Annotated in this window: 27 protein-coding genes; 17 read left to right on the top strand and 10 right to left on the bottom strand. The window is 68.9% G+C overall.

The window, feature by feature from the left end; translation table 11 throughout:
* The first annotated feature begins 194 nt into the window (after window positions 1-194).
* The 3 genes from O3I_RS05530 to O3I_RS05520 are packed head-to-tail and all read left to right on the top strand — an operon-like array spanning window position 195 to window position 2,717.
* Window positions 195-974 (top strand): purine-nucleoside phosphorylase, encoded by a 780-nt coding sequence (locus tag O3I_RS05530; protein ID WP_014981911.1) that lies wholly within the window; start codon window positions 195-197, stop codon window positions 972-974.
* Complete coding sequence (locus O3I_RS05525; RefSeq protein WP_014981910.1) at window positions 975-2,471, top strand: phospho-sugar mutase; 1,497 nt, start codon at window positions 975-977, stop codon at window positions 2,469-2,471. It begins immediately after the preceding gene.
* A gap of 21 nt (window positions 2,472-2,492) precedes the next feature.
* A complete protein-coding gene (locus tag O3I_RS05520; protein ID WP_014981909.1) occupies window positions 2,493-2,717 on the top strand; it encodes a hypothetical protein in 225 nt (74 codons plus the stop codon).
* Window positions 2,718-2,724: 7 nt separating this feature from the next.
* On the opposite strand, the gene upp is transcribed toward O3I_RS05520, so the two are convergent.
* On the bottom strand, window positions 2,725-3,348 hold the full coding sequence (gene upp, locus O3I_RS05515; protein WP_014981908.1) for a uracil phosphoribosyltransferase: 624 nt from the start codon (window positions 3,346-3,348) through the stop codon (window positions 2,725-2,727).
* Between the two features lie 146 nt (window positions 3,349-3,494).
* Between upp and O3I_RS05510 the strand changes: the two genes are divergently transcribed.
* From O3I_RS05510 to O3I_RS05490, 5 genes are all read left to right on the top strand, one after another.
* On the top strand, window positions 3,495-3,818 hold the full coding sequence (locus O3I_RS05510; RefSeq protein ID WP_014981907.1) for a type VII secretion target: 324 nt from the start codon (window positions 3,495-3,497) through the stop codon (window positions 3,816-3,818).
* Window positions 3,819-3,822: 4 nt separating this feature from the next.
* Window positions 3,823-4,947: a C40 family peptidase gene (locus O3I_RS05505; protein WP_014981906.1), complete on the top strand. Its 1,125-nt coding sequence runs from the start codon at window positions 3,823-3,825 to the stop codon at window positions 4,945-4,947.
* Window positions 4,944-5,285: a hypothetical protein gene (locus O3I_RS05500; RefSeq protein ID WP_014981905.1), complete on the top strand. Its 342-nt coding sequence runs from the start codon at window positions 4,944-4,946 to the stop codon at window positions 5,283-5,285. Before O3I_RS05505 ends, O3I_RS05500 begins: the two co-directional genes overlap by 4 nt.
* 67 nt (window positions 5,286-5,352) lie before the next feature.
* A complete protein-coding gene (locus O3I_RS05495; protein WP_014981904.1) occupies window positions 5,353-5,700 on the top strand; it encodes a YbaB/EbfC family nucleoid-associated protein in 348 nt (115 codons plus the stop codon).
* A 26-nt stretch (window positions 5,701-5,726) separates the two neighbouring features.
* Entirely contained in the window at window positions 5,727-6,977 is a 1,251-nt protein-coding gene (locus O3I_RS05490; RefSeq protein ID WP_014981903.1) for a hypothetical protein, read from the top strand.
* A gap of 98 nt (window positions 6,978-7,075) precedes the next feature.
* Here O3I_RS05490 and O3I_RS05485 read toward each other — a convergent pair whose 3' ends face one another.
* The 3 genes from O3I_RS05485 to O3I_RS05475 form a co-directional block, all read right to left on the bottom strand.
* On the bottom strand, window positions 7,076-7,732 hold the full coding sequence (locus tag O3I_RS05485) for a hypothetical protein (RefSeq protein ID WP_014981902.1): 657 nt from the start codon (window positions 7,730-7,732) through the stop codon (window positions 7,076-7,078).
* 66 nt (window positions 7,733-7,798) lie between these two features.
* On the bottom strand, window positions 7,799-8,896 hold the full coding sequence (locus O3I_RS05480; protein ID WP_014981901.1) for an adenosine deaminase: 1,098 nt from the start codon (window positions 8,894-8,896) through the stop codon (window positions 7,799-7,801).
* 214 nt (window positions 8,897-9,110) lie between these two features.
* Window positions 9,111-10,400, bottom strand: a complete 1,290-nt coding sequence (locus O3I_RS05475; protein ID WP_014981900.1) for a thymidine phosphorylase — start codon at window positions 10,398-10,400, stop codon at window positions 9,111-9,113.
* Between the two features lie 99 nt (window positions 10,401-10,499).
* On the opposite strand from O3I_RS05475, the gene O3I_RS05470 reads away from it, so the two are divergent.
* On the top strand, window positions 10,500-10,739 hold the full coding sequence (locus tag O3I_RS05470; protein WP_014981899.1) for a hypothetical protein: 240 nt from the start codon (window positions 10,500-10,502) through the stop codon (window positions 10,737-10,739).
* A gap of 36 nt (window positions 10,740-10,775) precedes the next feature.
* On the opposite strand, the gene O3I_RS05465 is transcribed toward O3I_RS05470, so the two are convergent.
* On the bottom strand, window positions 10,776-11,177 hold the full coding sequence (locus O3I_RS05465; RefSeq protein ID WP_014981898.1) for a cytidine deaminase: 402 nt from the start codon (window positions 11,175-11,177) through the stop codon (window positions 10,776-10,778).
* Between the two features lie 277 nt (window positions 11,178-11,454).
* Here O3I_RS05465 and sdhC point away from each other — a divergent pair, with 277 nt between their 5' ends.
* From sdhC to O3I_RS05445, 4 genes are read left to right on the top strand one after another with little or no spacing between them, the layout of a single operon-like run.
* Window positions 11,455-11,853, top strand: coding sequence for a succinate dehydrogenase, cytochrome b556 subunit (gene sdhC, locus O3I_RS05460; RefSeq protein ID WP_081593903.1), 399 nt, complete (start codon window positions 11,455-11,457; stop codon window positions 11,851-11,853).
* Between the two features lies 1 nt (window position 11,854).
* Window positions 11,855-12,286, top strand: coding sequence for a succinate dehydrogenase hydrophobic membrane anchor subunit (locus O3I_RS05455; RefSeq protein ID WP_014981896.1), 432 nt, complete (start codon window positions 11,855-11,857; stop codon window positions 12,284-12,286).
* 30 nt (window positions 12,287-12,316) lie between these two features.
* Window positions 12,317-14,068 (top strand): succinate dehydrogenase flavoprotein subunit, encoded by a 1,752-nt coding sequence (gene sdhA / locus O3I_RS05450; RefSeq protein ID WP_041563412.1) that lies wholly within the window; start codon window positions 12,317-12,319, stop codon window positions 14,066-14,068.
* Window positions 14,068-14,841, top strand: coding sequence for a succinate dehydrogenase iron-sulfur subunit (locus tag O3I_RS05445; RefSeq protein ID WP_041562427.1), 774 nt, complete (start codon window positions 14,068-14,070; stop codon window positions 14,839-14,841). The genes sdhA and O3I_RS05445 overlap by 1 nt, the downstream gene beginning before the upstream one ends.
* A 61-nt stretch (window positions 14,842-14,902) precedes the next feature.
* On the opposite strand, the gene O3I_RS42395 is transcribed toward O3I_RS05445, so the two are convergent.
* Entirely contained in the window at window positions 14,903-17,224 is a 2,322-nt protein-coding gene (locus O3I_RS42395) for a hypothetical protein (RefSeq protein ID WP_014981893.1), read from the bottom strand.
* Window positions 17,225-17,281: 57 nt separating this feature from the next.
* Window positions 17,282-17,677, bottom strand: a complete 396-nt coding sequence (locus O3I_RS05435; protein ID WP_014981892.1) for a PPOX class F420-dependent oxidoreductase — start codon at window positions 17,675-17,677, stop codon at window positions 17,282-17,284.
* 203 nt (window positions 17,678-17,880) lie between these two features.
* Here O3I_RS05435 and O3I_RS05430 point away from each other — a divergent pair, with 203 nt between their 5' ends.
* Both O3I_RS05430 and O3I_RS05425 read left to right on the top strand, forming a co-directional pair.
* A complete protein-coding gene (locus O3I_RS05430) occupies window positions 17,881-18,762 on the top strand; it encodes a hypothetical protein (protein ID WP_014981891.1) in 882 nt (293 codons plus the stop codon).
* Between the two features lie 103 nt (window positions 18,763-18,865).
* On the top strand, window positions 18,866-20,518 hold the full coding sequence (locus tag O3I_RS05425; protein ID WP_014981890.1) for an alkaline phosphatase D family protein: 1,653 nt from the start codon (window positions 18,866-18,868) through the stop codon (window positions 20,516-20,518).
* 69 nt (window positions 20,519-20,587) lie between these two features.
* On the opposite strand, the gene O3I_RS05420 is transcribed toward O3I_RS05425, so the two are convergent.
* Both O3I_RS05420 and radC read right to left on the bottom strand, forming a co-directional pair.
* Window positions 20,588-21,328, bottom strand: coding sequence for a DUF6008 family protein (locus O3I_RS05420; protein WP_014981889.1), 741 nt, complete (start codon window positions 21,326-21,328; stop codon window positions 20,588-20,590).
* 323 nt (window positions 21,329-21,651) lie between these two features.
* Window positions 21,652-22,326 carry a RadC family protein gene (gene radC, locus O3I_RS05415; protein WP_041562426.1) on the bottom strand — a complete coding sequence of 225 codons (675 nt, stop codon included), beginning with the start codon at window positions 22,324-22,326 and terminating at the stop codon, window positions 21,652-21,654.
* Between the two features lie 162 nt (window positions 22,327-22,488).
* Between radC and O3I_RS05410 the strand changes: the two genes are divergently transcribed.
* Complete coding sequence (locus tag O3I_RS05410; RefSeq protein WP_014981887.1) at window positions 22,489-24,021, top strand: alpha/beta hydrolase; 1,533 nt, start codon at window positions 22,489-22,491, stop codon at window positions 24,019-24,021.
* Between the two features lie 5 nt (window positions 24,022-24,026).
* Here O3I_RS05410 and O3I_RS05405 read toward each other — a convergent pair whose 3' ends face one another.
* The gene (locus tag O3I_RS05405; protein WP_014981886.1) at window positions 24,027-24,230 is read right to left on the bottom strand and encodes a type II toxin-antitoxin system VapB family antitoxin; all 204 of its coding nucleotides are present in this window, start codon (window positions 24,228-24,230) and stop codon (window positions 24,027-24,029) included.
* Window positions 24,231-24,566: 336 nt separating this feature from the next.
* Between O3I_RS05405 and O3I_RS05400 the strand changes: the two genes are divergently transcribed.
* Window positions 24,567-25,466, top strand: coding sequence for a phenylalanine 4-monooxygenase (locus tag O3I_RS05400; RefSeq protein WP_014981885.1), 900 nt, complete (start codon window positions 24,567-24,569; stop codon window positions 25,464-25,466).
* Window positions 25,467-25,473 lie beyond the last annotated feature (7 nt).

The raw sequence follows: 25,473 nt of genomic DNA, 5'->3' as shown, positions 1-25,473 counted from the left end.
GCAACATCACAGTTGACGGCTGCGCACGTCGAACCCGCTGCACTACCCCGCCGAAACACGCAGTCCGCAACACCCATCCCGCGGTACACACCACCACGCCACTCCCCCACCCACGTCCCCACCACGAAGCGAGTCTTACGAGCGACCCGTTCGCCGCGCCCGCGCGGCCAAAAACCCGACTATCGTGTGATTCCATGCTTGCCGAACAGGCCGCCGAGGCGATCGCCGAACGTACTGGAGTGCCGCGTCATCGCGTTGCGGTGGTGCTCGGATCGGGTTGGCAGGAGGCGGCGGCGGAGATCGGTTCGCCGGTCGCCTCGATTCCGATGTCGGAGTTGCCCGGCTTCGGTATGCCGAGCGCGCAGGGGCACGGCGGCATGGTGCATTCGGTCGGCGTCGGTGATACGCCGGTGCTGCTGCTGATGGGCCGTCAGCACCTGTACGAGGGCTATCAGCCCGGCGATGTGGTGCATCCGGTGAGTGCGGCGATCGCGGCCGGTGCCGAGATCGTGCTGCTCACCAATGCCGCGGGCGGTATTCGCGAGGGGCTGCGGGTCGGCGAGCCGGTGTTGATCAACGATCATCTGAACCTGACTGGGCGGACCCCGCTGACGGGCGCCACCTTCGTCGATCTGGTCGACGCCTGGGATCCCGAATTGCGGGCCGTGGCAAAGGAAATCGATCCGAGCCTGACCGAGGGCGTGTACGCGGGCCTGACCGGCCCGCAGTACGAGACGCCCGCGGAGATCCGGATGTTGCGCACCATGGGCGCCGACCTGGTCGGCATGTCGACGGTGCTCGAAGTGATCGCGTGCCGGGCGCTGGGCGCACGGGTGCTGGGTATCTCGCTGGTCACCAACCTGGCCGCGGGTGTCACCGGCGGGCATCTGTCGCACGCCGAGGTGCTCGCCGAAGGGCATGCCGCCGCACCGCGTTTGGGCAAGCTGCTGCGCGGCGTGCTGGAACGGGTCTAGATGCTGCGCTTCGGCACCGCCGGGCTGCGCGGTCCGTTGCAGGACGGCCCCGACGGCATGAATGTGCAAACGGTGTCCAGGGCGAGCGCGGGCTTGGTCGAGTGGTTGCGCGGCCGCTGCCTGGGCGGTGGCGCGGTGATCGTCGGCCGCGACGCCCGGCACGGGTCCGCCGAGTTCGCCACGGCGACCGCGGAAATCTTTGCCGCAGCGGGCTTTCCGGTGACCTTGCTGCCGCGTCCGCTGCCCACCCCGGTGGTCGCCTACGCGGTGCGCGAACTCGGCGCGGTGGCGGGCGTGCAGATCACCGCCTCGCACAATCCGGCCACCGACAACGGCTACAAGGTCTATCTCGACGGGGGCTCCCAGTTGCTCGCCCCCGCCGACACCGAGATCGAACGCTGCATCGACGCGGTCATCGAGCCGATCGCGCGCACGCCGGTCGCACCGTCGGACGACGACGTGGTGCGGCGCTATCTGGCACGAGTGACGTCGTTGCCGGCCCTGATCGGTGGTCCCGGTGCGCGCGCACCGATCCGGATCGCGCTGACCACGCTGCACGGCGTCGGCGGCGAACTGGCACGGCAAGCGCTGACCGCGGCGGGTTTCACCGATGTGCACGTGGTCGAGGAGCAGTTCGCACCGGATCCCGACTTCCCGACCGTCGCGTTCCCGAACCCGGAGGAGCCGGGCGCCACCGATCTCCTGCTCGCCCTGGCCGCGCGGGTCGACGCCGACGTGGCGATCGCGCTGGATCCCGATGCCGACCGCTGCGCCGTGGGAATTCCGTTGCCGGACAACACCTGGCGCATGCTGCGTGGCGACGAGACCGGGGCGCTGCTCGGCGCCTGCGTGCTGCGCACCGCCCCGCCGGACGCACTGGTGGCGACGACGATCGTGTCCTCACGGCTGCTCTCCAGGATCGCCGCGGCGCGCGGTGCGCGTTATGCCGAGACGCTCACCGGGTTCAAATGGCTGGCCCGGGCGGGCGACGGCCTGGTCTACGCCTACGAGGAGGCGATCGGTCACTGCGTCGATCCGGCGACGGTCCGGGACAAGGACGGCATCTCGGCCGCCGTGCTGACCGCGGATCTGGTGGCTCGGCTGAAGGCGGCGGATCGCACGCTGCGCGACGAACTGGACGACTACGCCGTCGAATTCGGCCTGTACAGCACGGACCAGGTGTCGCTGCGCCTCGCCGCACCGGCGGCCGCGGCCGAGGTGGTCGCTCGATTGCGGGCGAACCCCCCGGACGAGATCGCGGGCGAGCCGGTGAAGTACACCGATCTGCTCCAGGTGCGCGGGCGGATGCGCACCGACGCGTTGATCTTCGAGGGCGCGGGCACGCGCCTGGTGGTCCGGCCGTCCGGCACGGAGCCGAAACTCAAGTGCTATCTGGAGGTGCTGACCCCGGTCGGCGACCGGGCCGAGTTGGCCACCGCCAGGACAACTGCGGGACAACACCTTTCCGTCCTGCGCGAATACTGCCGACAGCTCTGATCGCCCAGGCATCATCATTTGATGACGGCGATGCACTGTACTCACTGCGGCGGCGACGGCCTGGTCCCCGGTTTCATCGAGGATTCCGGCGACAGTTCCCGCGGCCACGTCCGCTGGACCGAGGGCGCCCTGGAGATCGGCTCCTGGGGCGCCATCCGCACCGGCCGGCCACACTGGCTGGTCGATGCCTACCGATGTCGGGACTGCTCGCACCTGGTCCTGTTCACCAGGCCGCAGGAGAAGTAAGGAGCGGTCAGCGGGGGCCGAACTGCCGATCGCCTGCGTCGCCGAGGCCAGGGACGATGTAGGCGTTCTCGTTCAGGCCCTCGTCGACGGCCGCGGTGACCAGGCGAACCGGATGCCCCGAGGCGGCCAGCGCGGCCACCCCCTCCGGCGCGGCGACCACGCAGATCGCGGTGATGTCGGTGGCGCCGCGGGCGGCGAGCAGTTCCAGCGTGTGCCGCATCGAGCCGCCGGTGGCCAGCATCGGATCGAGTACGTAGACCGGGAGTCCGGCCAGATCGTCGGGCAGCGACTCCATGTACGGGACCGGCTGGTGGGTCTGCTCGTCGCGGGCGATACCGACGAAGCCGACCCTGGCGTCCGGGATCAATTCGGCGGCCGCGTCCACCATGCCGAGGCCCGCGCGCAGCACCGGCACCAGCAGCGGCGGCTGGGCCAGCCGCGCGCCCTGCGTGACGGCGACCGGGGTGCTGATCTCGAATCGCTGCGCGGGCGCGTCGCGCAGCGCCTCGTAGATGAGGATGCGGGTGAGATCGCGCAGCGCGGTACGGAAGGCGGAATTGTCGGTTCGCGCATCTCGCATCGTGGTCAACAGGGCGGCGGCGAGCGGGTGGTCCACGGTGTCAGTACGCATGAGGGAACGATAAAGTGAGTCAGGGTCCGCCGCCGAAAGCTCGCCCCGAAAGTTTTTTCGCATCGGTGGGAACCGAACGGGAAGAGCGCGCGTCGAACCAAGTGGATGACGTACTCTGCCTGGGAACAAGGATGGGGGAAGCTCTGATGCGGAAGATGTCGGCGGATACCGAGGGCATCGCGGCCTACGGCGCGACCGCGCATGTGATGGCCGGAGAAATGGCCACGGCCGCGGCAGGCGCGGCGGCGGCCGAACCCGCATTACTCGGCCCGGTCATGGGACTGATCGGCGGCGATTTCATGACCGCCTACGCCGCGGCGCACGCCGGGCACGTCGCCGCCATCGGGCAATTGTCCGCGGTGCTGACCAGCATGGGCGGCGCGGCCACCGGCGCCGCTGCGGTACTCACCGAAACCGACGTCGACCACGCGGGATCGCTGCAGAGCGCGGCCGCCGAACTGGACAGGTGAGCCTGTGATCGATATCGAGGCCCTGGCCAAACCGATCATCGAACTGCTGTCCAGCTTCGGGTCCGGCGTGCTGTCGTCCGGCGGGCCCTCCGACGCGCTGCGCAGCACGTCGAGCGTGGTCGACCAGATCCACCAGATGGGTCGCGACAGCATCAACGGCATGAACACGGCCTGGGACGGCCAGGCCGCCGATGCCGCCACCGCCAAGGCGCTGCGGGTGCAGACCTCCGCCGCCACCATCTCCGACCGTGGCAACGACATGGCAACCGTGGTGAATCAGGCCGCGGCCCAGGTCGAGACGGGCCAGAAGGAACTCACCGGCATCGTCGAGTCGTTCGTGAACACCGCCGTGAGCGCGGGCCCCGCGCTGGCCACGCCGGCGGGCATGACGATGATCGTCGGTTCCGCGATCGACCACCTCGGGCAGGCGCTCAACGTGGTCGGCCGGGTGCGCAGCGAGCTGGACACGCAGACCGCCTCGATGACCGAGTTGACGCCGCCGCCGTCCACGCCGTCGCTCGCGGGCACCGCGACCTCCGCCGCGAGCGCGCAGCAGTTCGTGTCGACCGCGAGCAGCGCGCTCAGCGGTGCGGGTTCGATGGCGAGCGGCCTGATGAGCTCCGCGATGTCCACCATCCCCGCGTCGATGCCGAGCACCACCGCCAACACCCAGAACGCACCGAGCACCACCACGAAGCCCAACACGGGTTCGTCGGGTCTGTCGGCCGACGGGAAGGGCGTGAAGATCACGCTGCCCGACGGCAGCGTCGTCGAGGCGCCCAACGAGAAGGCGGCGACCGCGGTCCGTTCGGCGATCAGCGCGGTCGGCACCCCGTATGTGTGGGGCGGCAACACCCCCGGCGCCGGATTGGATTGCAGCGGACTCACCAAATTCGCCTACGGCGAGGCCGGCGTCGACATCCCTAGACTGGCCGCCGATCAGGCCACCGGAAGTTCGGTCTCCCCCGGCGACCTGATGCCCGGCGATCTGGCCATCTGGGATGGTCACGTCGCGATGGTGATCGGCAACGGACAGTTCGTCGAGGCCGGTGACCCGGTCCAGATCAGCTCTATTCGAACGGAGAACTCAGGAATGGGCTTCCACGGCTTCTACCGGCCGACCTCATGACACAGCCGCAGATTCCGAACGTCACGGTGGCCGCCAGCACCAACCGGTCCGGGACCATCTCGGTGCGCGCCACCGATCAGGGCATGCCGGTGGAGATCAAGTTCGAGCGCAGCGAATACCGTTACGGTGCCCAGACTCTCGCGAACGAGATCCTGCGGCTCACCAAGCGCTCCACGGTCGCCGCGAAAGCCCGCAGGCGCGAATTGCTGGCCGAGACCGGCATGCCCGCCGATATCCTCGACCGGCTCGGCCTGCCCACCCGGCAGGCCGCAGTCGACGAGTTGGACCGGATCGACGACGCGGACACCGGACCGACGACATGGATGAGGCCGGTATGAGCGAGCGAACAATGGACACAGCCGCCCCGGCGGTCATGCGGGAGCCGAGCGCCAGCGAGGCGGACGCATGAGCGCCGAGATGGACGCGTTGGTCGCCAATGCGACGCAGAAGCTGGAGGCGCTGGAGGCGGCGCTGTACGGCCTCAAGCAGGTCCGGGGCCGCCACACCACCGACGACGGCTCGGTCACCGTCGAGGTGGACAGCGACGGCGCGCTCGTCGCGTTGAGCCTCGCCGAGACCGTCACCTCGCTGCCGCCCGCCGAGGTCGGACAGCTGATCGTCTGGGCCTGCAGGCAGGCCGCGGAGGACGCGGGCAACCAGCGCTCGAAGGTCGTTGCGACACTGAACGAGTCGTTCGTTCCGCCGGCGAACCCCGCCGGCGGAACCATTGGGGGCGGGCCGGATAGTGCCTGACGCGGAAGGTAGATAGGCTTCCGCTCATGGCTTCTGGAGACATCGTCCCGATCGAGCTCGGCCTGACCGACGGCGATCTCGTCACCCTGTGGGCACCGCGCTGGCGAGACGGTGACGACGAGTGGGAGGCGTTCCTCGGACACGAGGACTCCCTCTACGGTTTCGAGACCGTTGCGGAGCTGGCCGCGTTCATCCGGACCAACTCCGACAACGACCTCGTCGACCATCCGGCGTGGAAGGTCGTCGCCGGGCTGTCGGCGGTGGAACTGGAGCCGGAGGAGAACTTCTCCTTCGATCTGGTCGCCGTGCCCGAGCTGGCGGCGGGCGAGCCCGAGGTGGAGACCATCGCCGAGCTCGAGGACACCCTCAGCATGGTCCGCAACATCGGCGAGGTGTGCGAACTGGAGACGGTGACCAAGTTCTTCGGGTCGCATCCGGTGCTCGGCGCGCTGCCCGGCGGCGTGAACGCCTTCATCGGCCGCGACGGCGAAGAGCTGTGGGACCAGATCGGCGCCGCCATCGCCAAGGGCTGGGACGACGTGCTGGACGCCATCGACTCGGTCGTGCAGACGCCGGACGTCGACGCGGAGGCCGTCGCCGTCGCCGAGGCCGAACTGCTGGCCGCCGAGGAGAACGTGGTCGACGCCGACGACGCGGCGGACAACGAAGAGGACGAGTTCGAGCCCGTCGACCTGGATGCCGACGACGAGGACGAAGAGGACGAGGACGAGTCGTTCTGGCACGAGGTCGGCATCGACCCGGTCAAGATCGTCACCTCCGACGGCACGTACTTCACGCTGCGCTGTTACCTGGACGACGAGCCGATCTTCCTCGGCAGCGACAACGCGATCACCGTGTTCACCTCCGAGCGCGCGCTGGCCCGCTACCTGGCCGACGATCACGAGCACGACCTGGCGCGGGTCAGCACCTTTACCGATGTGCAGACCGCCGCGGTGGACGGCTCGCTGGAGGTCGAGGTCACCGACGAGAACGTCTACGTACTACCGGGGCTGGCCGACGATCTGGCCGAGGGCCCGGAAGCGGTCGACATCGAACAGCTCGACCTGGCGGTCGAATTGTTCACCGACGCGTCCGACTACGCGGGCGACGATGTCGTGGAACAGGCTCTGGCCCAGTCGAATCCGCTCGGCTGGTACGTGTCGTACCTGCTGAACCCGGACCCGAGCCGGATGGCGCCCAACCCGCCGTTCGCCGCCGAGGCGCAGTCCTGGCGGGAGCTGGAACGCAATTTCGAGTCCCGGCTCAACCCGCAGTAGACCCGGACCCGCAGTAGCCACGAGCCCCCGCCGCACCCGCGACGGGGGCTCGGCTCATTTCGGCTTCGGTTGCCGCCGTGGTCAATTCACCGCTGTCGTCAATTCAGCCGGATCCAGATCTGTTCGGCCCGGCCGAGCAGCCGGTCGTCGGCGCCGTAGACGGCGGTGGACGCGAACGATTTGCGGCCCTGCTCACCGTGCGCCTCGCCGACCACGACGCATTGCTCGCCGACCGCAGGCAGGTCGTGCACCGTGGCGGTCATGGAGCCGAGCAGGGCGGGCCGGTCCATCATGTCGGGCAGCGACCAGCCGCCGGGGCAATCCATGGCGGCCCACACGATGGCGGGGCCGAGCGGGAGCGAGGCGTCGGGAATCCACGGTGCCGCCACCCGGCCCGGGTCCACCGCGCCCGCCTCGATGCGCAGGCCGTCGGCGCGGCTGCTGCCGCAGACGAAGCAGGACGCGAACATCTCGTTGGTTCGATACGAACTCGCGGCCACCGCAGCCGTCGCGTAGGGCACCGATTGCGGTGCGGCACGGTCGAATTCGCCGGCCCGGGTCTCCGCGACCAGGGTGTCGCCGTCGTACAGGTGCCCGTCGCGCAGGTCGAGCGGGGTGTCCAGCGGCGGGCGGTTGCGCAGGATCACGGTGACCGCGGCCTCGTCGCGCTGTTCGGCGAGCAAGCCGCCCACGTAGCCGCCGTTACCGGTGCCCGGCGGGCCGTTGTATCGACTCGGAATGCGCAATGTCGCCATAGCGGCCACGCTAGCGAAACCGGGTGCAGCCACCCACGGACTGTCACCCGGTTCACACCACGGCAGCTAGCCGAGCAGCACCGCGTAGCCCGGCTTGATGATGTCGTCGATGATCCGCAGCCGCTCCGGGAACGGGATGAACGCCGACTTCATCGCGTTGATGGTGAAACGCTCCAGATCGCTCCAGCCGTAGTCGAACGTGTCGACCAGCTTCAGCATCTCCTTGCTCATGGTGGTGTCGCTCATCAGCCGGTTGTCGGTGTTCACCGTCACCCGGAAGCGCAGCCGGGCCAGCAGGTCGAACGGATGCTTGTCGAGCGAGGGCACCGCGCCGGTCTGCACGTTCGACGACGGACAGAGCTCCAGCGGGATGCGCATATCCCGCACGTAGTTCGCGACCAGCCCCAGGCGGGCGTCCTCGATCGCGCCGGGCACGCTGATGTCGTCGGTGATCCGCACGCCGTGGCCGAGCCGGTCACAGCCGCAGAAGGCGAGCGCCTCGTGGATCGAGGGCAGCCCGAACGCCTCGCCGGCGTGAATGGTGAAGTGCGCGCTGTTGGCGCGCATGTACTCGAACGCGTCCAGGTGCCGGCTGGGCGGGAAGCCGGCCTCCGCACCCGCGATATCGAAGCCGCCCACGCCGCGATCCCGGAAGCGCACGGTGAGCTCGGCGATCTCGCGCGACCGTGCCGCATGTCGCATGGCGGTGAGCAGGCAGGTCACCACGATCGGGCGGCCCGCCGCCGCGGCGGCCGCCTCGCCCTCCCGGAAGCCGGCCAGGGTGTGCTCGACGACCTCGTCGAGGGTCAGTCCGCGCTCGAGGTGCTGTTCGGGGGCGAAACGCACCTCGGCGTACACCACGCCGTCCGCGGAGAGGTCTTCCGCGCATTCACGGGCGACCCGGCGCAGGCCCTCCGGCGTCTGCATGACGGCGACGGTGTGCGCGAAAGTTTCCAGATACAGTTCCAGCGATCCGCTGTCGGCCGCGTCCCGGAACCAGGCGGCCAGCGCCGCCTCGTCCGTGGCGGGTAGGTCGGCGTAGCCGCACTCGGCGGCCAACTCCAGCACCGTGGCGGGCCGTAGACCACCGTCGAGGTGGTCGTGCAGCAGCGCTTTTGGCGCCTGTCGGATCGAGGCAAGGGTCAATGCGGTCGGTCCAGTCATGTAATGACGGTAGCCGCACCTCGCCGGAACGGCACCCGACTGACGTAGTGGCAACCATCTCGTTGCCGGCCCATCCCGTGACGGCCCACACCCGGACACCGGACAGACGCCCGGCATGCGCGCGGCGCGGGTGCGGAGTCCCGCAGGTCTGCCGTTGCCCACCAGCCTGTTTCGTGCGGCGAGGGACGCGGCGAGCCGAGCCGGTGCGGGCCGCTCAGACCCCGATTCGACCGAGGAGCAAAGGGGCGGTGGGCTTCTCGCCGGTGTCGCCGATGGCGACAGCCTCTCGCAGCGCGTCCTGCGCACCGGCGAACGCGTCCGGGGTGTCGGTGTGCAGGGTGAGCAACGGCTGCCCGGCGGTGACGGAATCACCTGGCTTGACATGCATTTCGACGCCCGCGCCGAACTGCACCGGATCGCCCTGCCTGGCCCGGCCCGCGCCGAGCCGCCACGCCGCGATGCCGACGCCCATGGCGTCCAGCCGGGTGAGCACGCCGTCACGCTCGGCCTTGACGACCTCGGTGTGTTTCGCGGTGGGCAGCGCGGCATCCGGGTCGCCGCCCTGCGCCCGGATCATCGCGCGCCAGTGATCCATCGCCCGGCCGTCGGCCAGCACGTCGGCCGGGTCGATGTCGAGCCCGGCCAGTGCGACCATCTCGCGCGCGAGCGTGACGGTGAGCTCGACGATATCCGCGGGCCCGCCCCCGGCGAGCACCTCCACCGACTCGGCCACCTCCAGCGCGTTACCCGCCGTCCGGCCGAGCGGGGTGTCCATCGCGGTGAGCAGCGCCACCGTGCGCACGCCCGCGTCGGTGCCCAATTCGACCATGGCCGTGGCCAATTCGCGCGCGCCGTCGAGCGTCTTCAGGAACGCGCCCGCGCCGACCTTCACGTCGAGCACCAGGGCCGCGGTGCCCTCCGCGATCTTCTTGCTCATGATCGAGCTGGCGATCAACGGGATGGATTCCACGGTGCCGGTGACATCGCGCAGCGCGTAGAGCCGTTTGTCCGCCGGTGCGAGGTCGGCGCCCGCCGCACACACCACCGCGCCGACCGCGGGGTCGCTGAGCAACTCGCGCATTCGCGGCACCGAAACGTCGGCCTGCCAGCCGGGAATGGCTTCGAGCTTGTCGAGCGTGCCGCCGGTGTGGCCGAGCCCGCGCCCGGACAGCTGCGGGACGGCGGCGCCGCACGCGGCGACCAGCGGCGCCAACGGCAGCGTGATCTTGTCGCCCACCCCGCCGGTCGAATGCTTGTCCACCGTGGGCCGGGGCAGATCGGTGAAGTCCATCCGGCGGCCGGACGCGATCATCGCGGCGGTCCAGCGCGCGGTCTCCCGCCGGGTCATCCCCCGCCACACGATCGCCATGGCCAGGGCCGACATCTGCTCGTCGGCCACCACCCCCTTGGTGAACCCGTCGATCACCCAGTCGATCTGGGCGTCCGACAGCGCGCCGCCGTCACGCTTGGCAGTGATGATCGAAACCGCGTCCAGTGCCGTCACATTCGCCAGTCTGGCACGAGCAGGCCGCCGAGAGCTGGTTCTTGTCGGCACCCTCCGATAGCCTCAGCGCATCAATCGAACACGGGGCAAGGGGGATCCATGACATCCGCACACATCGACCGTCGCGTCCGTGAGCTGGAGACGCGCGTCACCGATATCGAAGACCTACACAGCGAGTCGCTGTACGAACTGAAGCGCCGCGTCACCGGGATCGAACTGGTGCAACGCCGCAGCTTCGCCCTCCTACTCGGCCATATCGGCGTCCCCGCCACGGACATCCCAGCGATCACCAGCGCCACCGACGCAGAAGTCGACGCCGCCCTCGACTCGGACTGCTGAGGGCCGTTCGGCCCGGCTGAAAAGCACGGGCACGGCTTACCGCCGGCCGGCGTCCAGGTCGTCGGGGCCGAAGGCGTCGGGGAGCAGGGCGGCGAGGCGGACGGGTCCGTTCCGGTGATCGACCAGCAGGTCGGACCCGCCGTGCTCGTAGAGGAGCTGACGGCAGCGCCCACAGGGCATCAGGATTTCGCCGCGGGAATCGCACACGGCGAGGGCGAGCAACCGGCCCCCACCGCCGGAATGCAAGTTACCGATGAGTACGCATTCGGCACACAGGGTCAAACCATATGAGACATTTTCCACATTGCAGCCCCGCACAATTCGACCATCGGCACTGAGAGCCGCTGCTCCGACCGGAAACCGCGAGTACGGTACATAGGCATTACGCATTACTTGAATTGCGTTGTCACGCAGGGATTTCCAGTCGATTTCCGGCATCGTGAACCCCTTCTGGAGCGAGCCCGACCTGGCCGCAACGAGCCCTCGGCGGAACCCTTCAGGCATCAAGAAAGGCAAACCTAACCCGCCCGACTGTAGCGCAACGCACGGCACGCCGAATTAGTTCCGGCAAACCGAGAGGATTAGAGTCCAAATAGATCGGTTCAGGTTCCCGGCAGCGGGCCGCAACGCAGCCACCTGGGCATATGCCCCGGAACGCAGCCGGCGTCGAATCAGCGAACCGGGTCCATCAACGACGTTGGAGGCACCGCACTCTATGACCACGATAGAAGCTCCGGCCCAGCCGAAGCGGAAGACGCTGTACCGAGGCGACCCCGGAATGTGGTCCTGGGCGCTGCACCGGATCACCGGTTGCACCATCTTCTTCTTCCTCTTCGTGCACGTCTTGGATACCGCGCTGGTCCGAGTCAGTCCGGACACCTACAACCAGGCGATCGAGACCTACAAGACGCCCATCGTCGCCCTGATGGAAATGGGCTTGGTCGTCGTCGTGCTCTTCCACGCGCTCAACGGCGTCCGCGTGATCCTGGTCGACTTCTGGGCCAAGGGCCCCAAGTACCAGCGCACGATGCTCTGGATCATCCTCGCGATCTGGTTCCTGCTGGCGGTGCCCGCCATCGGCCGCCAGTTCTTCTACCTCTTCACGGAGCATTGAGATGAGTGCACCTGTTCTGGGTAAGTCCTACGACCGGCCGGCCAGCCTGGATTCGCCGCGCTCGCCCCGCGCCCGCTCGAAGAACAACTTCGAGATGTACGCCTGGGTGTTCATGCGCTTCTCCGGCCTGCTGCTGATCGTGCTCGTGCTCGGCCACATGACGATCATGCTGCTACTCGACGGCGGCGTGAAGCGGCTCAACTTCGGCTTCGTCGCCGGCCGCTGGGCCAGCCCGTTCTGGCAGATCTGGGACCTGACCATGCTCTGGCTCGCCCAGCTGCACGGCGGCAACGGCCTGCGCACGGTGATCGCGGACTACTCCCGCAAGGACTCGACTCGGTTCTGGCTGAACACCCTGCTGGCCATCTCGATGATTCTGATCCTGGCCGTCGGCACGTACGTCATCTTCACCTTCGACCCCAACATCAGTTAGGAACAGGCCACTTCGATGAGTGAATCGCGGATTCAGGAGCATCGCTACGACGTCGTGATCGTCGGTGCCGGTGGCGCCGGCATGCGCGCGGCGATCGAGGCCGGGCCCCGGGCGCGTACCGCCGTCCTGACCAAGTTGTACCCGACCCGCAGCCACACCGGCGCGGCACAGGGTGGCATGTGCGCCGCACTGGCGAACGTCGAAGAAGACAACTGGGAATGGCACACCTTCGACACCGTCAAGGGTGGCGACTACCTGGTCGACCAGGATGCCGCGGAGATCATGGCCAAAGAGGCCATCGACGCGGTGATGGACCTGGAGAAGATGGGTCTGCCGTTCAACCGGACGCCCGAGGGCAAGATCGACCAGCGTCGTTTCGGTGGTCACACCCGCGATCACGGCAAGGCCCCGGTGCGACGCGCGTGCTACGCGGCCGACCGCACCGGGCACATGATCCTGCAGACGCTGTACCAGAACTGCGTCAAGCACGACGTCGAGTTCTACAACGAGTTCTACGTGCTCGACCTGGTACTCAGCGATACCGACCGGGGCCAGGTCGCCACCGGCGTCGTCGCCTACGAGCTGGCCACCGGTGACATCCACGTCTTCCACGCGAAGTCGATCATCTTCGCCACCGGCGGTTCCGGCCGGATGTACAAGACCACCTCGAACGCGCACACGCTGACCGGTGACGGCATGGCGATCGTGTTCCGCAAGGGTCTTCCGTTGGAGGACATGGAATTCCACCAGTTCCATCCGACGGGCCTGGCCGGTCTCGGCATCCTGATCTCCGAAGCCGTGCGCGGCGAGGGCGGCATCCTGCGCAACGCCAGCGGTGAGCGCTTCATGGAGCGCTACGCCCCCACCATCAAGGACCTCGCGCCGCGCGATATCGTCGCCCGCTCGATGGTGCTCGAGGTGCTCGAGGGTCGCGGCGCCGGGCCGAACAAGGACTACGTCTACATCGACGTGACCCACCTCGGCGAGGACGTGCTCGAGGAGAAGCTGCCCGACATCACCGAATTCGCGCGCACCTACCTGGGTGTCGACCCGGTGACCGAGCTGGTGCCGGTCATGCCGACCTGTCACTACGTGATGGGTGGTATCCCGACCAAGATCCGCGGCGAGGTGCTGCGCAACAACACCGACGTGCTGCCCGGCCTGTACGCCGCGGGCGAATGCGCCTGCGTGTCGGTGCACGGCTCCAACCGCCTCGGCACCAACTCGCTGCTCGACATCAACGTGTTCGGCCGCCGCGCCGGCATCGCCGCCGCCGAGTACGCGCACCGCACCGAGTTCGTCGACCTGCCGGACAAGCCCGCGCAGATGGTGCAGGACTGGCTCGCGCTGATCCTGTCCGAGCACGGCGACGAGCGGGTCGCCGATATCCGTACCGAGTTGCAGTACACGATGGACATGAACGCCGCCGTGTTCCGCACCGAGGACACCCTCAAGCAGGCCCTCACCGATATCCACGTGCTGAAGGAGCGCTACAGCCGGATCACGGTGCAGGACAAGGGCAAGCGCTACAACAGCGACCTGCTGGAGGCCGTCGAGCTCGGCTTCCTGCTGGAGCTGGCCGAAGTCACCGTCGTCGGTGCGCTCAACCGGAAGGAATCGCGCGGCGGCCACGCGCGCGAGGACTACCCGGACCGCGACGACGTGAACTTCATGCGGCACACGATGGCCTACAAGGAAAGCGCGGATCTGATCTCCGACATCCGCCTCGACTTCAAGCCGGTGGTGCAGACCCGTTACGAGCCGATGGAGCGTAAGTACTGATGACTGCCGTACTCGAGAAGAACCCGCCCGCCAAGCCCGCGCCGGTCCCCGAGGGCTCCGTGATGGTCACCGTCAAGGTGGCCCGGTTCAACCCGGAGGACGACAAGGGTGCGCACTGGGAGTCGTTCCAGGTGCCGGTGCTGCCGACGGACCGATTCCTCAACGTGCTCATCTACATCAAGTCCTACCTGGACGGCACGCTGACGTTCCGGCGGTCCTGCGCGCACGGTGTGTGCGGCTCCGACGCCATGCGGATCAACGGGGTGAACCGGTTGGCCTGCAAGGTGCTGATGAAGGACATGCTGCCCAAGGGCGACAAGACCCTCACCATCACCGTCGAGCCGATCCGCGGCCTGCCCGTGGAGAAGGACCTCGTGGTGAACATGGAGCCGTTCTTCGACGCGTTCCGCGCGGTGAAGCCGTACCTGATGACCTCGGGCAACGAGCCGACCCGCGAGCGCATCCAGTCGCAGGCCGACCGCGCGCGCTTCGATGACACCACCAAGTGCATCCTCTGTGCGTGCTGCACCACCTCGTGCCCCGTGTACTGGAGCGACGGCAGCTACTTCGGTCCCGCCGCCATCGTCAACGCGCACCGCTTCATCTTCGACAGCCGCGACGAGGGTGCCCGCGAGCGCCTCGACATCCTCAACGATGTCGAAGGCGTCTGGCGCTGCCGCACCACCTTCAACTGCACCGACGCGTGCCCCCGCGGCATCGAGGTCACCAAGGCCATCCAAGAAGTCAAGCGGGCACTCCTCTTCGCTCGCTGACCCGGTACCCCGAAGGCCGCCTCCATCGAAAGATGCAGGCGGCCTTCGTCGTTCCCGGATATCAGTTGTCGTAGGAGGCGACGCCTACGGGGCCGACGCCGAGGCAGGTGGTGAGGCCGGGGGTGCGGGAGGAGATGCGCAGGGCGGCGCCGCTGCCGGTCAGGCGGACGTAGACGGTGTTGAGGCCTGCGCGGACCGGGACGGTGACGGGCTTGCCGTGTTCGAAGGCGACGGCCAGTTTGCCGTCGCGGTCGGCCAGGTAGTTGAGCTGGGCGGTCCATTCGTGTTCGAGCATCGGACCGTCGAGCCGGACGGTGACCGGGTCGCCGCCGTGAATTCGATAGCCGCACTGGGGATCCGGACCCGGCAGGATGCTGCGGTTCCACCAGACCTGAGCGTCGACGACGGTGCCGGTGTCGGTGATCATACGCAGGCGCGGAGTCGAGTCGGCGAAGGTGCCCGGCGCGGCGAGGGGTGCGAGTACCTGGCTGGCCAGGTTCTGCGGATAGGCCAGCGGGTTCAGCACGTCCCAGGGGACCTCCTGCTCCAGCAGCGGCACCCCGTCCCAGTGCGCGAGAGCCGAGTTCACGTTCGCCACATAGGTTTTCGTCGGACTTGGACGCCAGGAACAGACGAAAGTGTATGTGGAGAACAAGCTGCTGACGACGAACGACGCCGTCAGCGCGATCGCGGTACGGGACCCGAACTGCCGTGGGAGTGGTCGGCGCGGACTCGCTCGCAAGAGCAGGGCACCCACGACGGCGAAGGTCACGCCCAGATCGGCGAAGTAGCGCAGCGACTGCATGAGTTCGGCGGCCGTGTTCGGTCCGCCGCGCACCAGCGCCACCGGCAACTGCAGCAACAGCACGTAGGCGACGGCGAGCACCCACACCGGCCACACCCCGCGCCGGGTGTACACCGACAGTGCCGGCACCGAAATCAGCACCACCCAGGCCAGCACGACGGCGCCGCCCGGCGGATCGGCCCAGGGCGCGGCGGGCAGCCAGCGCTCCCACCGCCACGGCCCGCCGGCCAGGGCGGGCACCACGCCGAGCGAGGTCGCGTTGGGCAGCCAGTCCCGCATGCCCGCCGGATTGTTGTGCACACCGGACACGCCGACGACCGCCAGATACCCCGCCAGCCAGCACATCAGCACCAAACCCGAACCCAGCCACAAGCACTTCCCGCGCCGCGCCACCTCGCACACCACAGCCCACCGCCCACCGCCGCGCCGCTCTCCGTCCACGCGCTGCGCGAGCACCGCAGGTTCCAGCCCACCGCCGAACTGCTCTCCGTCGACGTCCTGCGCGAACGCCGCAGGTTCCTGCCCGCCGACGCACTGTTGCTGCCCGTCGATGTGCTGCGCGCGCACCGCGGATTCTCGCCTGCCGCGCCGCTCTCCCCCAGCGTGCTCGAGCACCGCAGGTTCCCCATCGCCAACGCGCCGCTGGGGTCCGTCACTGCGCTGCTGCGGTCCGTCGATGTACTGCGCGAGCACCACAGATTCCCGCCCACCGCCGCGCTGCTGCGGTCCGTCGACGTGCTGCGCGAGCACCACAGATTCCCGCCCACCGCCGCGTTGCTGCGGTCCGTCGACGTCCTGCGCGCGCCCCGATTCTCGCCCGCCGCCGAGCTGCCGGTCGATGTACTGGGTCAGCGCCGCGACCGCGAACGCGACGAACGGCACGATCACCGACTTCTCGAAGAACAGGAGCGCGAGCGCTAGCACGACGATCCCGGAGACCGCGTATCGGCGGCGGCCGGTGCGCAGCAGGAGCAGCGCGTCCCCGATGACCCAGGCGAGCGCGAATTGCAGCGGCAGCGTGTTCAATGCGGCCGACCACCACGCGAAGGCCGGCAGCGTCACCGGTGAGAAGAGAAAGAACACGAGCGGCACCAGCAGCGCCCACCGCAGGGCGAGCAGCAGCCGCAGCATGCGCAGCACCGCCAACGAGACTGCGAGCTGTCCGAGGACCAGTACCAGCACCGGTGCCGCCCAGATCAGCGGCGCGGCCTGCGTCACCACCCAGGCGACGACGAAGGCGAGCGGCATGAAATGCCCGTCGTGGTTGTGCAGCAACAGTTCCGTGGACAGCAGCGGATATCGACCGGCCCGGCCGACCAGGATCAGGTCGTCCCAGTAGAAGTAGCCACTGGCCGCCACCCAGCCTCGAAGTAGGAGCTGCAGAGCGATCAAACCACCCGCGACGAGCAGGACGGGCGGCACGCGCCAAGACCGGCCGGCGGGGGCCACACCGCCGCTGGATCGCGCGGCACCGACCGCGGACGCGGTGCGCGCGGTCCGCACATCACTCGGACGCGCAGGCACGTCGCTCGAGTCCCGGTCGGACCCGACCTTCGGTGCGACCGCAGCGGTGTCCATGCCGCCCCACCCTAGTGGCGGGCCGCGCGGGATCAGCGCAACCGCGGACGCGCGGGATCAGGCCGCGTAGCCGGTCGCCTTCTCGACTTCGACGCGCACCGCGACCCGGACCTCGCCCGGCGCGGGCAGCGCGTGGTCTTTACCGTCGTACTTCCAGGACAGTTCGTGACCGACCCGCAAATCGTCGTCGTGTGTGATGGTCGCGCGCCCGCGCAGTTCGACGTAGCTCTCACCGTCCGCCGAGTCGATCACCGTCACGCTGACCCGCGGGTCGCGGAGCATGTTCCGGTGCTTGAGCCGGCCCGCCAAGGTGGAGAACAGCAGGTCGTCGCCGTCCCGCAGCACCCACATCGCGGAGGTCTGCGGACTGCCGTCGGCGTTCAGGGTGGCGAGGACCGCGTAGTTCTTGCCGTCGAGCAGGGCGATGGTGGCGGGGCTGAGCGTGATTCCCATGTCTGGACAGTAGGCGACGCGCCGGGCGCGGCTCGACTGTTTTCCGGGGCGGCTGGTCCGTCCGGCGGCGATCGAGCGCAATGTGCCGGCACTACCGCGGGGTTGCCGGTAAGTTGATCTTGGACGTGTTCTCCAGGTTGCCGATACATCGTCAGCCACGCCACACCGCTCACCGTGCGTGGCCCGGAGGAAGGCGCTCATTCATGTTCATGCTCCGCACCGCGATCGCCGCCACTTTACTCACCTGCCCAGCACTGGTCGCCGCGGCGGCGACGGCCTCCGCTCCGACCGGGACTGCGCCACATCGGGATTCCGCGGTAAGCGCGGTCGTCACCACGCACCGCTCTGAACCGGCCGCATCGCAGGCCGTGCTCAGCACCCTGCTGTACCCGGGACTCGTCCCGGTCGCGACCTCGCGCCGCACGGTGCTCAACAGCCTGCTCTATCCGGGTCTGGTCGACACCGCGGGCCCGCTCGGCACCGGCGGTGCTGCTCTCGGCCTCGGCCTGGCCGCGCTGATCGGCACCGGCAGCGCGATGCTGGGTACGGGCAGCGCCGCCGCCGCGCCGTGGGCGGCCGTGCTCGGCACCGGCAGCGCCGCGGCGGGCACCGGTAGCGCGGCACTCGCGCCACTGGGCGTCGTACTCGGTACCGGCGCGGCGTTTCTCGGCACCGGCAGCGCGGCCCTGGGAGCGTCGGGCAGCGTGGCCAGCGGTGGCCTCGGCACCCCGTTGGCCATGCTCGGTGCGGGCAGCGCGGCGGCGGGCACGGGCAGCGCCAGCCTGGCGGGCGCGGGCGCGGCGGCCGCACCGTTCGCGGCGATGGCGGGCACCGGCAGTGCCATGCTCGGCAACGGCAGCGCCGCCGCCGTCCCGTTCGGCGTCGCCCTCGGGGCAGGCGTGGCCGCCGGAATCGCCACCGGCAGTGCGGGAATGGCCTCGCTCAGCGCCGCGTCACCGGTCGCGGGCACCCCCGACGCCGATCCCAAGTCAGGCACTGGCACTGGCACTGGCACTGGCACTGGCACTGGCACTGGCAAGACCGAACCCGAGTACAAGCCGCTCCGGCTCGGCCCGCCCAGCTGAGGCCACCGCGGTCCCTTCCCCCGGGCCGCGGCCGGGCACCCCCACGCGGCCCACCAGCAGCCAACGCCGGGCGGACCCACCGATCACCGATATACCCTGACGTATGGGTCTGTCGCGACGCCAACTGCTGAGGTTCGGGGGTGCCGGATCGCTCGCCGTGCTGGTCGGGACCTCCGCGGCGAGCAGCGGACGCTTTCGCGCGCCGCGCTGGTCCGACGACCCGTTCACGCTCGGCGTGGCTTCGGGTGAGCCGACGGCCGACGGCGTGGTGCTGTGGACGCGGCTCGCCCCGGATCCGCTCGCGCCCGACGGGCTGGGCGGGATGCCGCTGGCCCCGGTCAGCGTGGATTACGAAGTCGCGCACGACGAGCAGTTCCGGCAGGTGGTGGCGCGCGGCACGGCGGTCGCGACCCGCGAACTGGCACACAGCGTGCATCCCGAGATCAGCGGGTTGGCGCCGGACCGGTGGTACTTCTATCGATTCCGGGCGGGATCGGTGCTCTCGCCGGTGGGCCGGACCCGCACGGCACCGCAGCCCGGACAGCCGACCGCGCGGATGCGTTTCGCGTTCGCCTCGTGCCAGTCGTGGACCTCGGGCTTCTTCACGGCCTACGAGCACATGGCCGCCGAGGACCTGGATCTCGTTGTGCACCTCGGCGACTACATCTACGAACGGGGCTGGAACCGCGGGCGTGCGGGCATGTCGATCGAACCGCACCTGCAGTGGGAGGCGGTGGATCTGGCCGGGTACCGGTTGCGCTACGCGCAGGCCAAGGCGGAGCCGCCGCTGCGCGACGCGCATGCCGCGTTCCCGTGGCTGGTCACCATGGACGATCACGAGATCGACAACAACTGGGCGGGCGAAGCCCCCGGGCTCGGCCTCGACATCTACCGCCTGCCCGCACTGTTCCGCCGCCGCAAGGCCGCCGCCTTCCAGGCGATGTACGAGCATCAACCGCTGCGGCTGGCGCAGTTGCCCGCCGGGCCGTCGATCCACCTGCACCGCCGCTACGCCTTCGGCGACCTGGCCGAGATCACCATGCTCGACACCCGGCAGTACCGCGACAAGCAGGCCTGCGGCGACGGCAACACCGTCATCGATTGCGCGGATCGCCTCGCCGTCGATCGCACGATACTGGGTGCGCGGCAACGTGATTGGCTGATCGATGGATTCGCCGGCTCGGCGGCGCGCTGGCAGATCCTCGGCAATCAGGTGTCGATGGGTCAGTCCGATCAGGACGCCGGACCCGTGACCGCGGTCGGCACCGACTCCTGGGACGGCTACGTCGCCGACCGCAACACGGTCCTCGGCGCGGCCGCCGATCTCGGTGTGCGCAATCTCGTGGTGATCACCGGCGACCGGCACCAGAACCACGCCGCGAACCTGCGCCGCGACTTCGCCGATCCCGAATCACCGGTCGTCGCTTCGGAATTCATCGGTACCTCGATCAGCAGCGGCGGCGACGGGGTGGACATGAACCCGTCCGGGCGCAATCTGCTCGCCGCCAACCCCGATCTGAAGTTCTTCAACGCGCAGCGCGGCTACGTCCGGGTGGAACTCGAGCACGGCCTGTGGCGCAGCGACTTCCGGGTGGTGCCGTACATCCGCCGCCCGGGTGCGCCCATCCAGACGCGGGCCACGTTCGTGGTGCAGGATCGCGTTCCCGGCGTGGTTCAGGACGCGCAGTCCGAACCGGCTCCCCCGTCGTCGGCACCGGACTCGGCCGCGGCCCCACCAGCCACCGGCCCTCGTTAACCCGTTGCCGCACAGGCTGTTCCCGCACGCCACCTGCTGACGGGCGGGATACAGCGAGTGTGCCGACGACTACCGAACCGGGACCGGCAACGACGTCGCGGGCGTTTCCGCGATCGTGGCGGAACGCTCGGACGGCGTCCGGAAGGTCGCTTCGATGGTGGCCCGTTCACGCCACAGGTGGATCAGCGCGAGGACGAAGATCGTCGTGCCGACCACGTTGGCCCCGAAATGCCACCACACCCGATAGGTCCACAGGCCGGGGCCCGGGTCGAGCAACCCGAACCAGGTCGACAGCCCGATGGCCTTCGCCCCCAACGCCACCGAGACGGTCAGCGCGATGTGTTCGAGACCGTGGATGCCCTGCATCAGCACGCCCATCCGTCCCCATTTGCGCGCCTTGCTCGCCAGCGCCCGATGCGTGATCAGCGCGACCCCCACCAGCCCGGCGAGGAACTGGAAATTGCCTGCCAGGTGCAGGATTTCCATGCCGAGGGTCGGTTTGGAGGTGTCGACCTGCCCGAACCCGTTGGCCAGGCCGGTGCCCCACGGCGTCATCCAGGCCGGCGAGTTCGGGTGCCCGAGCCAGTAGCCGACCTGCAGCACGTGCTCCTGGAAGTGGCCGATCTGCGCCAGGACGCCGAGCCCGATGACGCCTAGGCTCCCGCGGTACATCCACGGTCGCACGCCGCGACGCATGGCGACGATGAGCACGGCTACCGCGGCCCACATCACCACCATCCACGACAGCATCGCGATCGCTCCGGCGATCTCCCATCCGGTCGCTCCCGCACCGTGATGCATGTTTTCCATCTCGTACCGCCTGTCGCCACCCAATGAATACGGGAATACAAAAAGGGTAATTCAAGGACGTTCGACAGCGATGCAAATAGCGCATTTTCACTTTTATCCCGGAACGGCCGCCCGCCGTCCGTCTCACGAATATAATGTTGTTATTTGCAGGCATGTCACAATTAAGGCTATGCGCTGCGCAAAAAGCACGCTGAACAGCGCATATCCGCGTCGCATTCGCACCTCGACCCGATATCGCCCGATAACCGAGTTATCCACCGATGATCTGCTGACCGACCGGGAAGTATATTATCGCCGCCGATATCGTTCACACAACGCACCGGTCAGTACGAAATGGCGGGCGCACTGGCCCACTCCTCGCCCGCAATTACCACATGGTCGAGGAAGCGGAGACCGACGGTGCGCGCGGCCTCGGCGAGCAGCGTGGTGGCGCGGCGATCGTCCAGGCTGGGCGCCGCGTCGCCGGAGGGGTGGTTGTGCACGACGGCGAAGGCACGGCCGTCGTGGCGCAGGACGGTGTTCAGGATCTCGCGGACCGGGACGGCCACCTGATCGACCGCGCCTTCGGCGACGAACACCTTGCGCCGCAGCCGATTCTGCGCGTCGCACACCAGCACCAGCAGCCGTTCCACCCGCGCGCCGGTGAACAGCGGGCGGGCCGCGGCGGCGACATCGGACGCGGCGGTGAGCCGCGTCGCGGTGGCGGTGCCGGTGCGGGCGCGCGAGCCGAGATGGAACGCGGCGACGAGGGCGGCGGCCTTGGCCGTCCCGATGCCCGCGCGGCGGGCCAGTTCCTCGGGGCGTGCCGCCGCCAGTTCGGCCAGGCCGCCGTGCTCGACGAGCAACTCCACCGCCAGATCGAGGGCGCTCGCCCCGGGCCTGCCGTGACGTAGCAGCAGAGCCAGTAATTCGGCGTCACTGAGCGCCTGCGGACCGAGGGCGAGCAGCCGCTCGCGCGGGCGCTGCTCGACGGGCACATCGATAAGAGAAACCGGCATCGTTCCACCCCTTGGTCACGGCGACAGTGTCACGGAGTCTGCCAGGACCCACCGACATGGTGTCCGCGTCCACGCGCCGCCCGAGTTGTCCGGTCCTGCCGATTGCGGTTCGGTGTCCGTCCGGCAGACTGAGTACGTCACACGGAGTACAGGGGTCGACGAATGTGCACATCGCGCAAGGGAACCGCGGCATCCGAGCGGGTTGCCGCGCTGACCGCGCTGCTCACCGCGGTCGTGTTGCTGGCCGCCGGGTGCGGCGGCGGCAAGGACGCGCCCCCGCCGCCCGTCCCGACCCTGGATCGGTACTACCAGCAGCAGATCGCGTGGGGCCCGTGCGACGACTATCCGGGCGGCGGGGCCGAACTCACCGCCACCGGAATCCAGTGCGCGCGGGTCACCGTGCCGATCGACTACGGCCGCCCCGACGGTGAGACGGCGAAGATCGCGATCTCCCGGCTGCGCGCCACCGGCGCCAAAGTCGCCTCGCTGCTGACGAATCCGGGTGGGCCGGGGGTGCCCGGCCTGCTCATGCCGCTGGCGCTGGCGAAGCTGCCGGTGGCCGAACGCTTCGACGTGATCGGGATGGACGTGCGCGGGCTCGGCGCGTCGACCCCGCTGGTCCGGTGTCGTTCCACGAAGGAACACCTGACCAGCCGGCGCGTGCTCGGCATGACCGACCCCTTCGCCGAGATCGACCAGATCGAGCAGGAGAACGAGGAATACGCGGACTCGTGCGCCCAGCGCACCGGGCTGGCGCTGCTCGGCCACGTCGGCACCGGTGACGTCGCGCGCGATATGGATGTCATCCGCGCCGTGCTCGGCGACCGGAAGCTGACCTACTTCGGCGGGTCCTACGGCACCCGGCTGGGCTCGACCTATGCCGAACTGTTCCCGGACCGGGTCCGCGCCATGGTGCTCGACGCCCCCGTGGATCCGACCACGAACATCGGCGACGAAGTGATCACCTCGGCCGGCTTCCAGCAGGCCTTCGACGCCTATGCCGCGGATTGCGCCAAAGCGCCGGACTGCCCGCTCGGCACCGATCCGAAGAAGGCGACGGAGGCCTACCGAGCTCTGGTGCTGCCGCTGATCCGGCGCCCGATCAGCGTCGCGGGCCAACGCGGCCTGGACTACGACGCGGTCATCACCGCGACCATCGCCTCGCTCTACAACCCGGAGTCCTGGCCCGCGCTCACCCGGGGTTTGGCCGAACTCGCCAACGGCCGCGGCGACGCGCTGCTCGGTGAAGCGGGCGAGTATCAGGAGGTTTCCTCCGACGACGTGCACCGCGCGGTGCTCTGCCTGGAGGAGGTCCGGGTGACCGACCGCGCGGTCGCGACCGATATCGACCGCCGATCCCGCAGTGCCGCCCCGATTTTCGACGACGGCGTGGCCACCGGCCAGACGCCGCTGGACGCCTGCGCGTTCTGGCCGATCCCGCCGACCGCGCAGCCGCATGTGCCGAACGTGGCCGGGCTGCCGAAGGTCGTGGTCGTCGCGGTGACGGGCGACCCGGCGACGCCCTATCCCGGCGGCGTTTCCCTCGCGAAAGCCCTCGGCGCCGCGTTGATCACCTACGAGGGCACCCAGCACGGCGTCACCTTCGAGGGTGTCGCGTGCGTGGACGAGCCCGTACTGAAGTATCTGATCGATCTGACCGTGCCGGCCGAGGGCCTGCGCTGCCGCAAGTCCTGAGCCGGCTACCCGTCGACCACCACGACCTCGGGCCCCGGCAGCGCGAACAATGCTGTCGCGGCGAGCTTTTCGAGATGGCGTAGCTGACGTTCGTGCACGACGATCCGGCGCAGTGCCTCGTTGATAGTGGCGTTGCTCGTCGAGGTGCCCATGATCGCGGCAGCGGCGGCGAGCAGTTTCTGGTCGAGATCGATCCGCACGGATTTCATGCGTCCTCCTTCGTACGTTCGCCATTTTGCGCTGTCTCGCCCGCTCATGTCCGGCAAATCGATCAGAGTCACCGAATTCGCCGAGTTTTTCAGGGCCGCAAGCAGGTTGGGCAGCCGGGTGAACAGGCACGTGGGTGGTTCCCGGCACACACTCGGCATCGTCTTCGGCACCGCGCGCCGGGCGGGTGTGACGACCCGACGGTCACTGGTCAGCTCGCCGCCGGATCAGGCGGTCTTACGCCGGTATGTGGGCACCGATCCGGCACCAGCTAGACACTTTGCCAAGCTGAATGCCCGTTTGTTGTCGCCGGGCCGCCGCGGTGCTTGCATCGTCGTATGTTCACCGAAGCTCAGCTGTACTCACCGGTGACCCGGTCCGGCGACGGCGATGTGACCGTCCACCTGAGCGACGAGCACCCTGGCGTGCACGACGCTGACTACCGGACCCGGCGCAACGCCATCGCCGAACTGGCACTCGACTACGCGCCGGGCAAGCCGGTTCCGCAGATCGCCTACACCGACGAGGAACAGCAGGTGTGGCGGATCGCTTCGGCGGAACTCGCCCGCAAGCACCAGACCTACGCCTGCGCAGAGGTATTGGCGTCGGCGGCGCGGCTCGCCCTGCCGGAGGACCATATTCCGCAGTTGGACGAAGTCTCCGCGGCACTGCTGCCGCTCAGCGGATTCCGCTACGCGCCCGCCGCGGGCCTGGTGCCGCTGCGCGAGTTCTTCGGCTCGTTCGCCGATCGGATCTTCCACTCCACCCAGTACATTCGGCACCATTCGGCACCGCTGTACACGCCCGAACCCGATGCCATCCACGAGATCATCGGGCACGCCAACCAGATCGCGAGCCCGCGCTTCGCCGCCATCTACGAGGCGGTCGGCGCGGCCGTCGGACGACTCGAGACCGATACCGCGCTGAAATTCCTGGCCAACGTGTTCTGGTTCTCGATGGAATTCGGGGTGGTCCGCGAACAGGGCGAGGTGCGCTGTTACGGCGCGGGCCTGCTCTCCTCCTACGGGGAGATCGAGGAGTTCCGCGGCGCCGACCTGCGGCCGCTCGACGTCGCCGAGATGGGCAGCGCGGTCTACGACATCACGCACTACCAGCCGATCCTCTACTGCGCGGAGTCGATCGCCGAGATCGAGGACGTGGTGGGCGGGTTCTTCGCGACCATGGACGACGAGACCCCGGAGCGGCTGCGGCATTCGAATACCGCTGGAGCGCAGTAGGTTCGGG

The sequence above is a fragment of the Nocardia brasiliensis ATCC 700358 genome (assembly GCF_000250675.2).
Taxonomy (GTDB): Bacteria; Actinomycetota; Actinomycetes; order Mycobacteriales; family Mycobacteriaceae; genus Nocardia; species Nocardia brasiliensis_B.
This window is presented reverse-complemented; position numbering and strand designations above follow the sequence as displayed.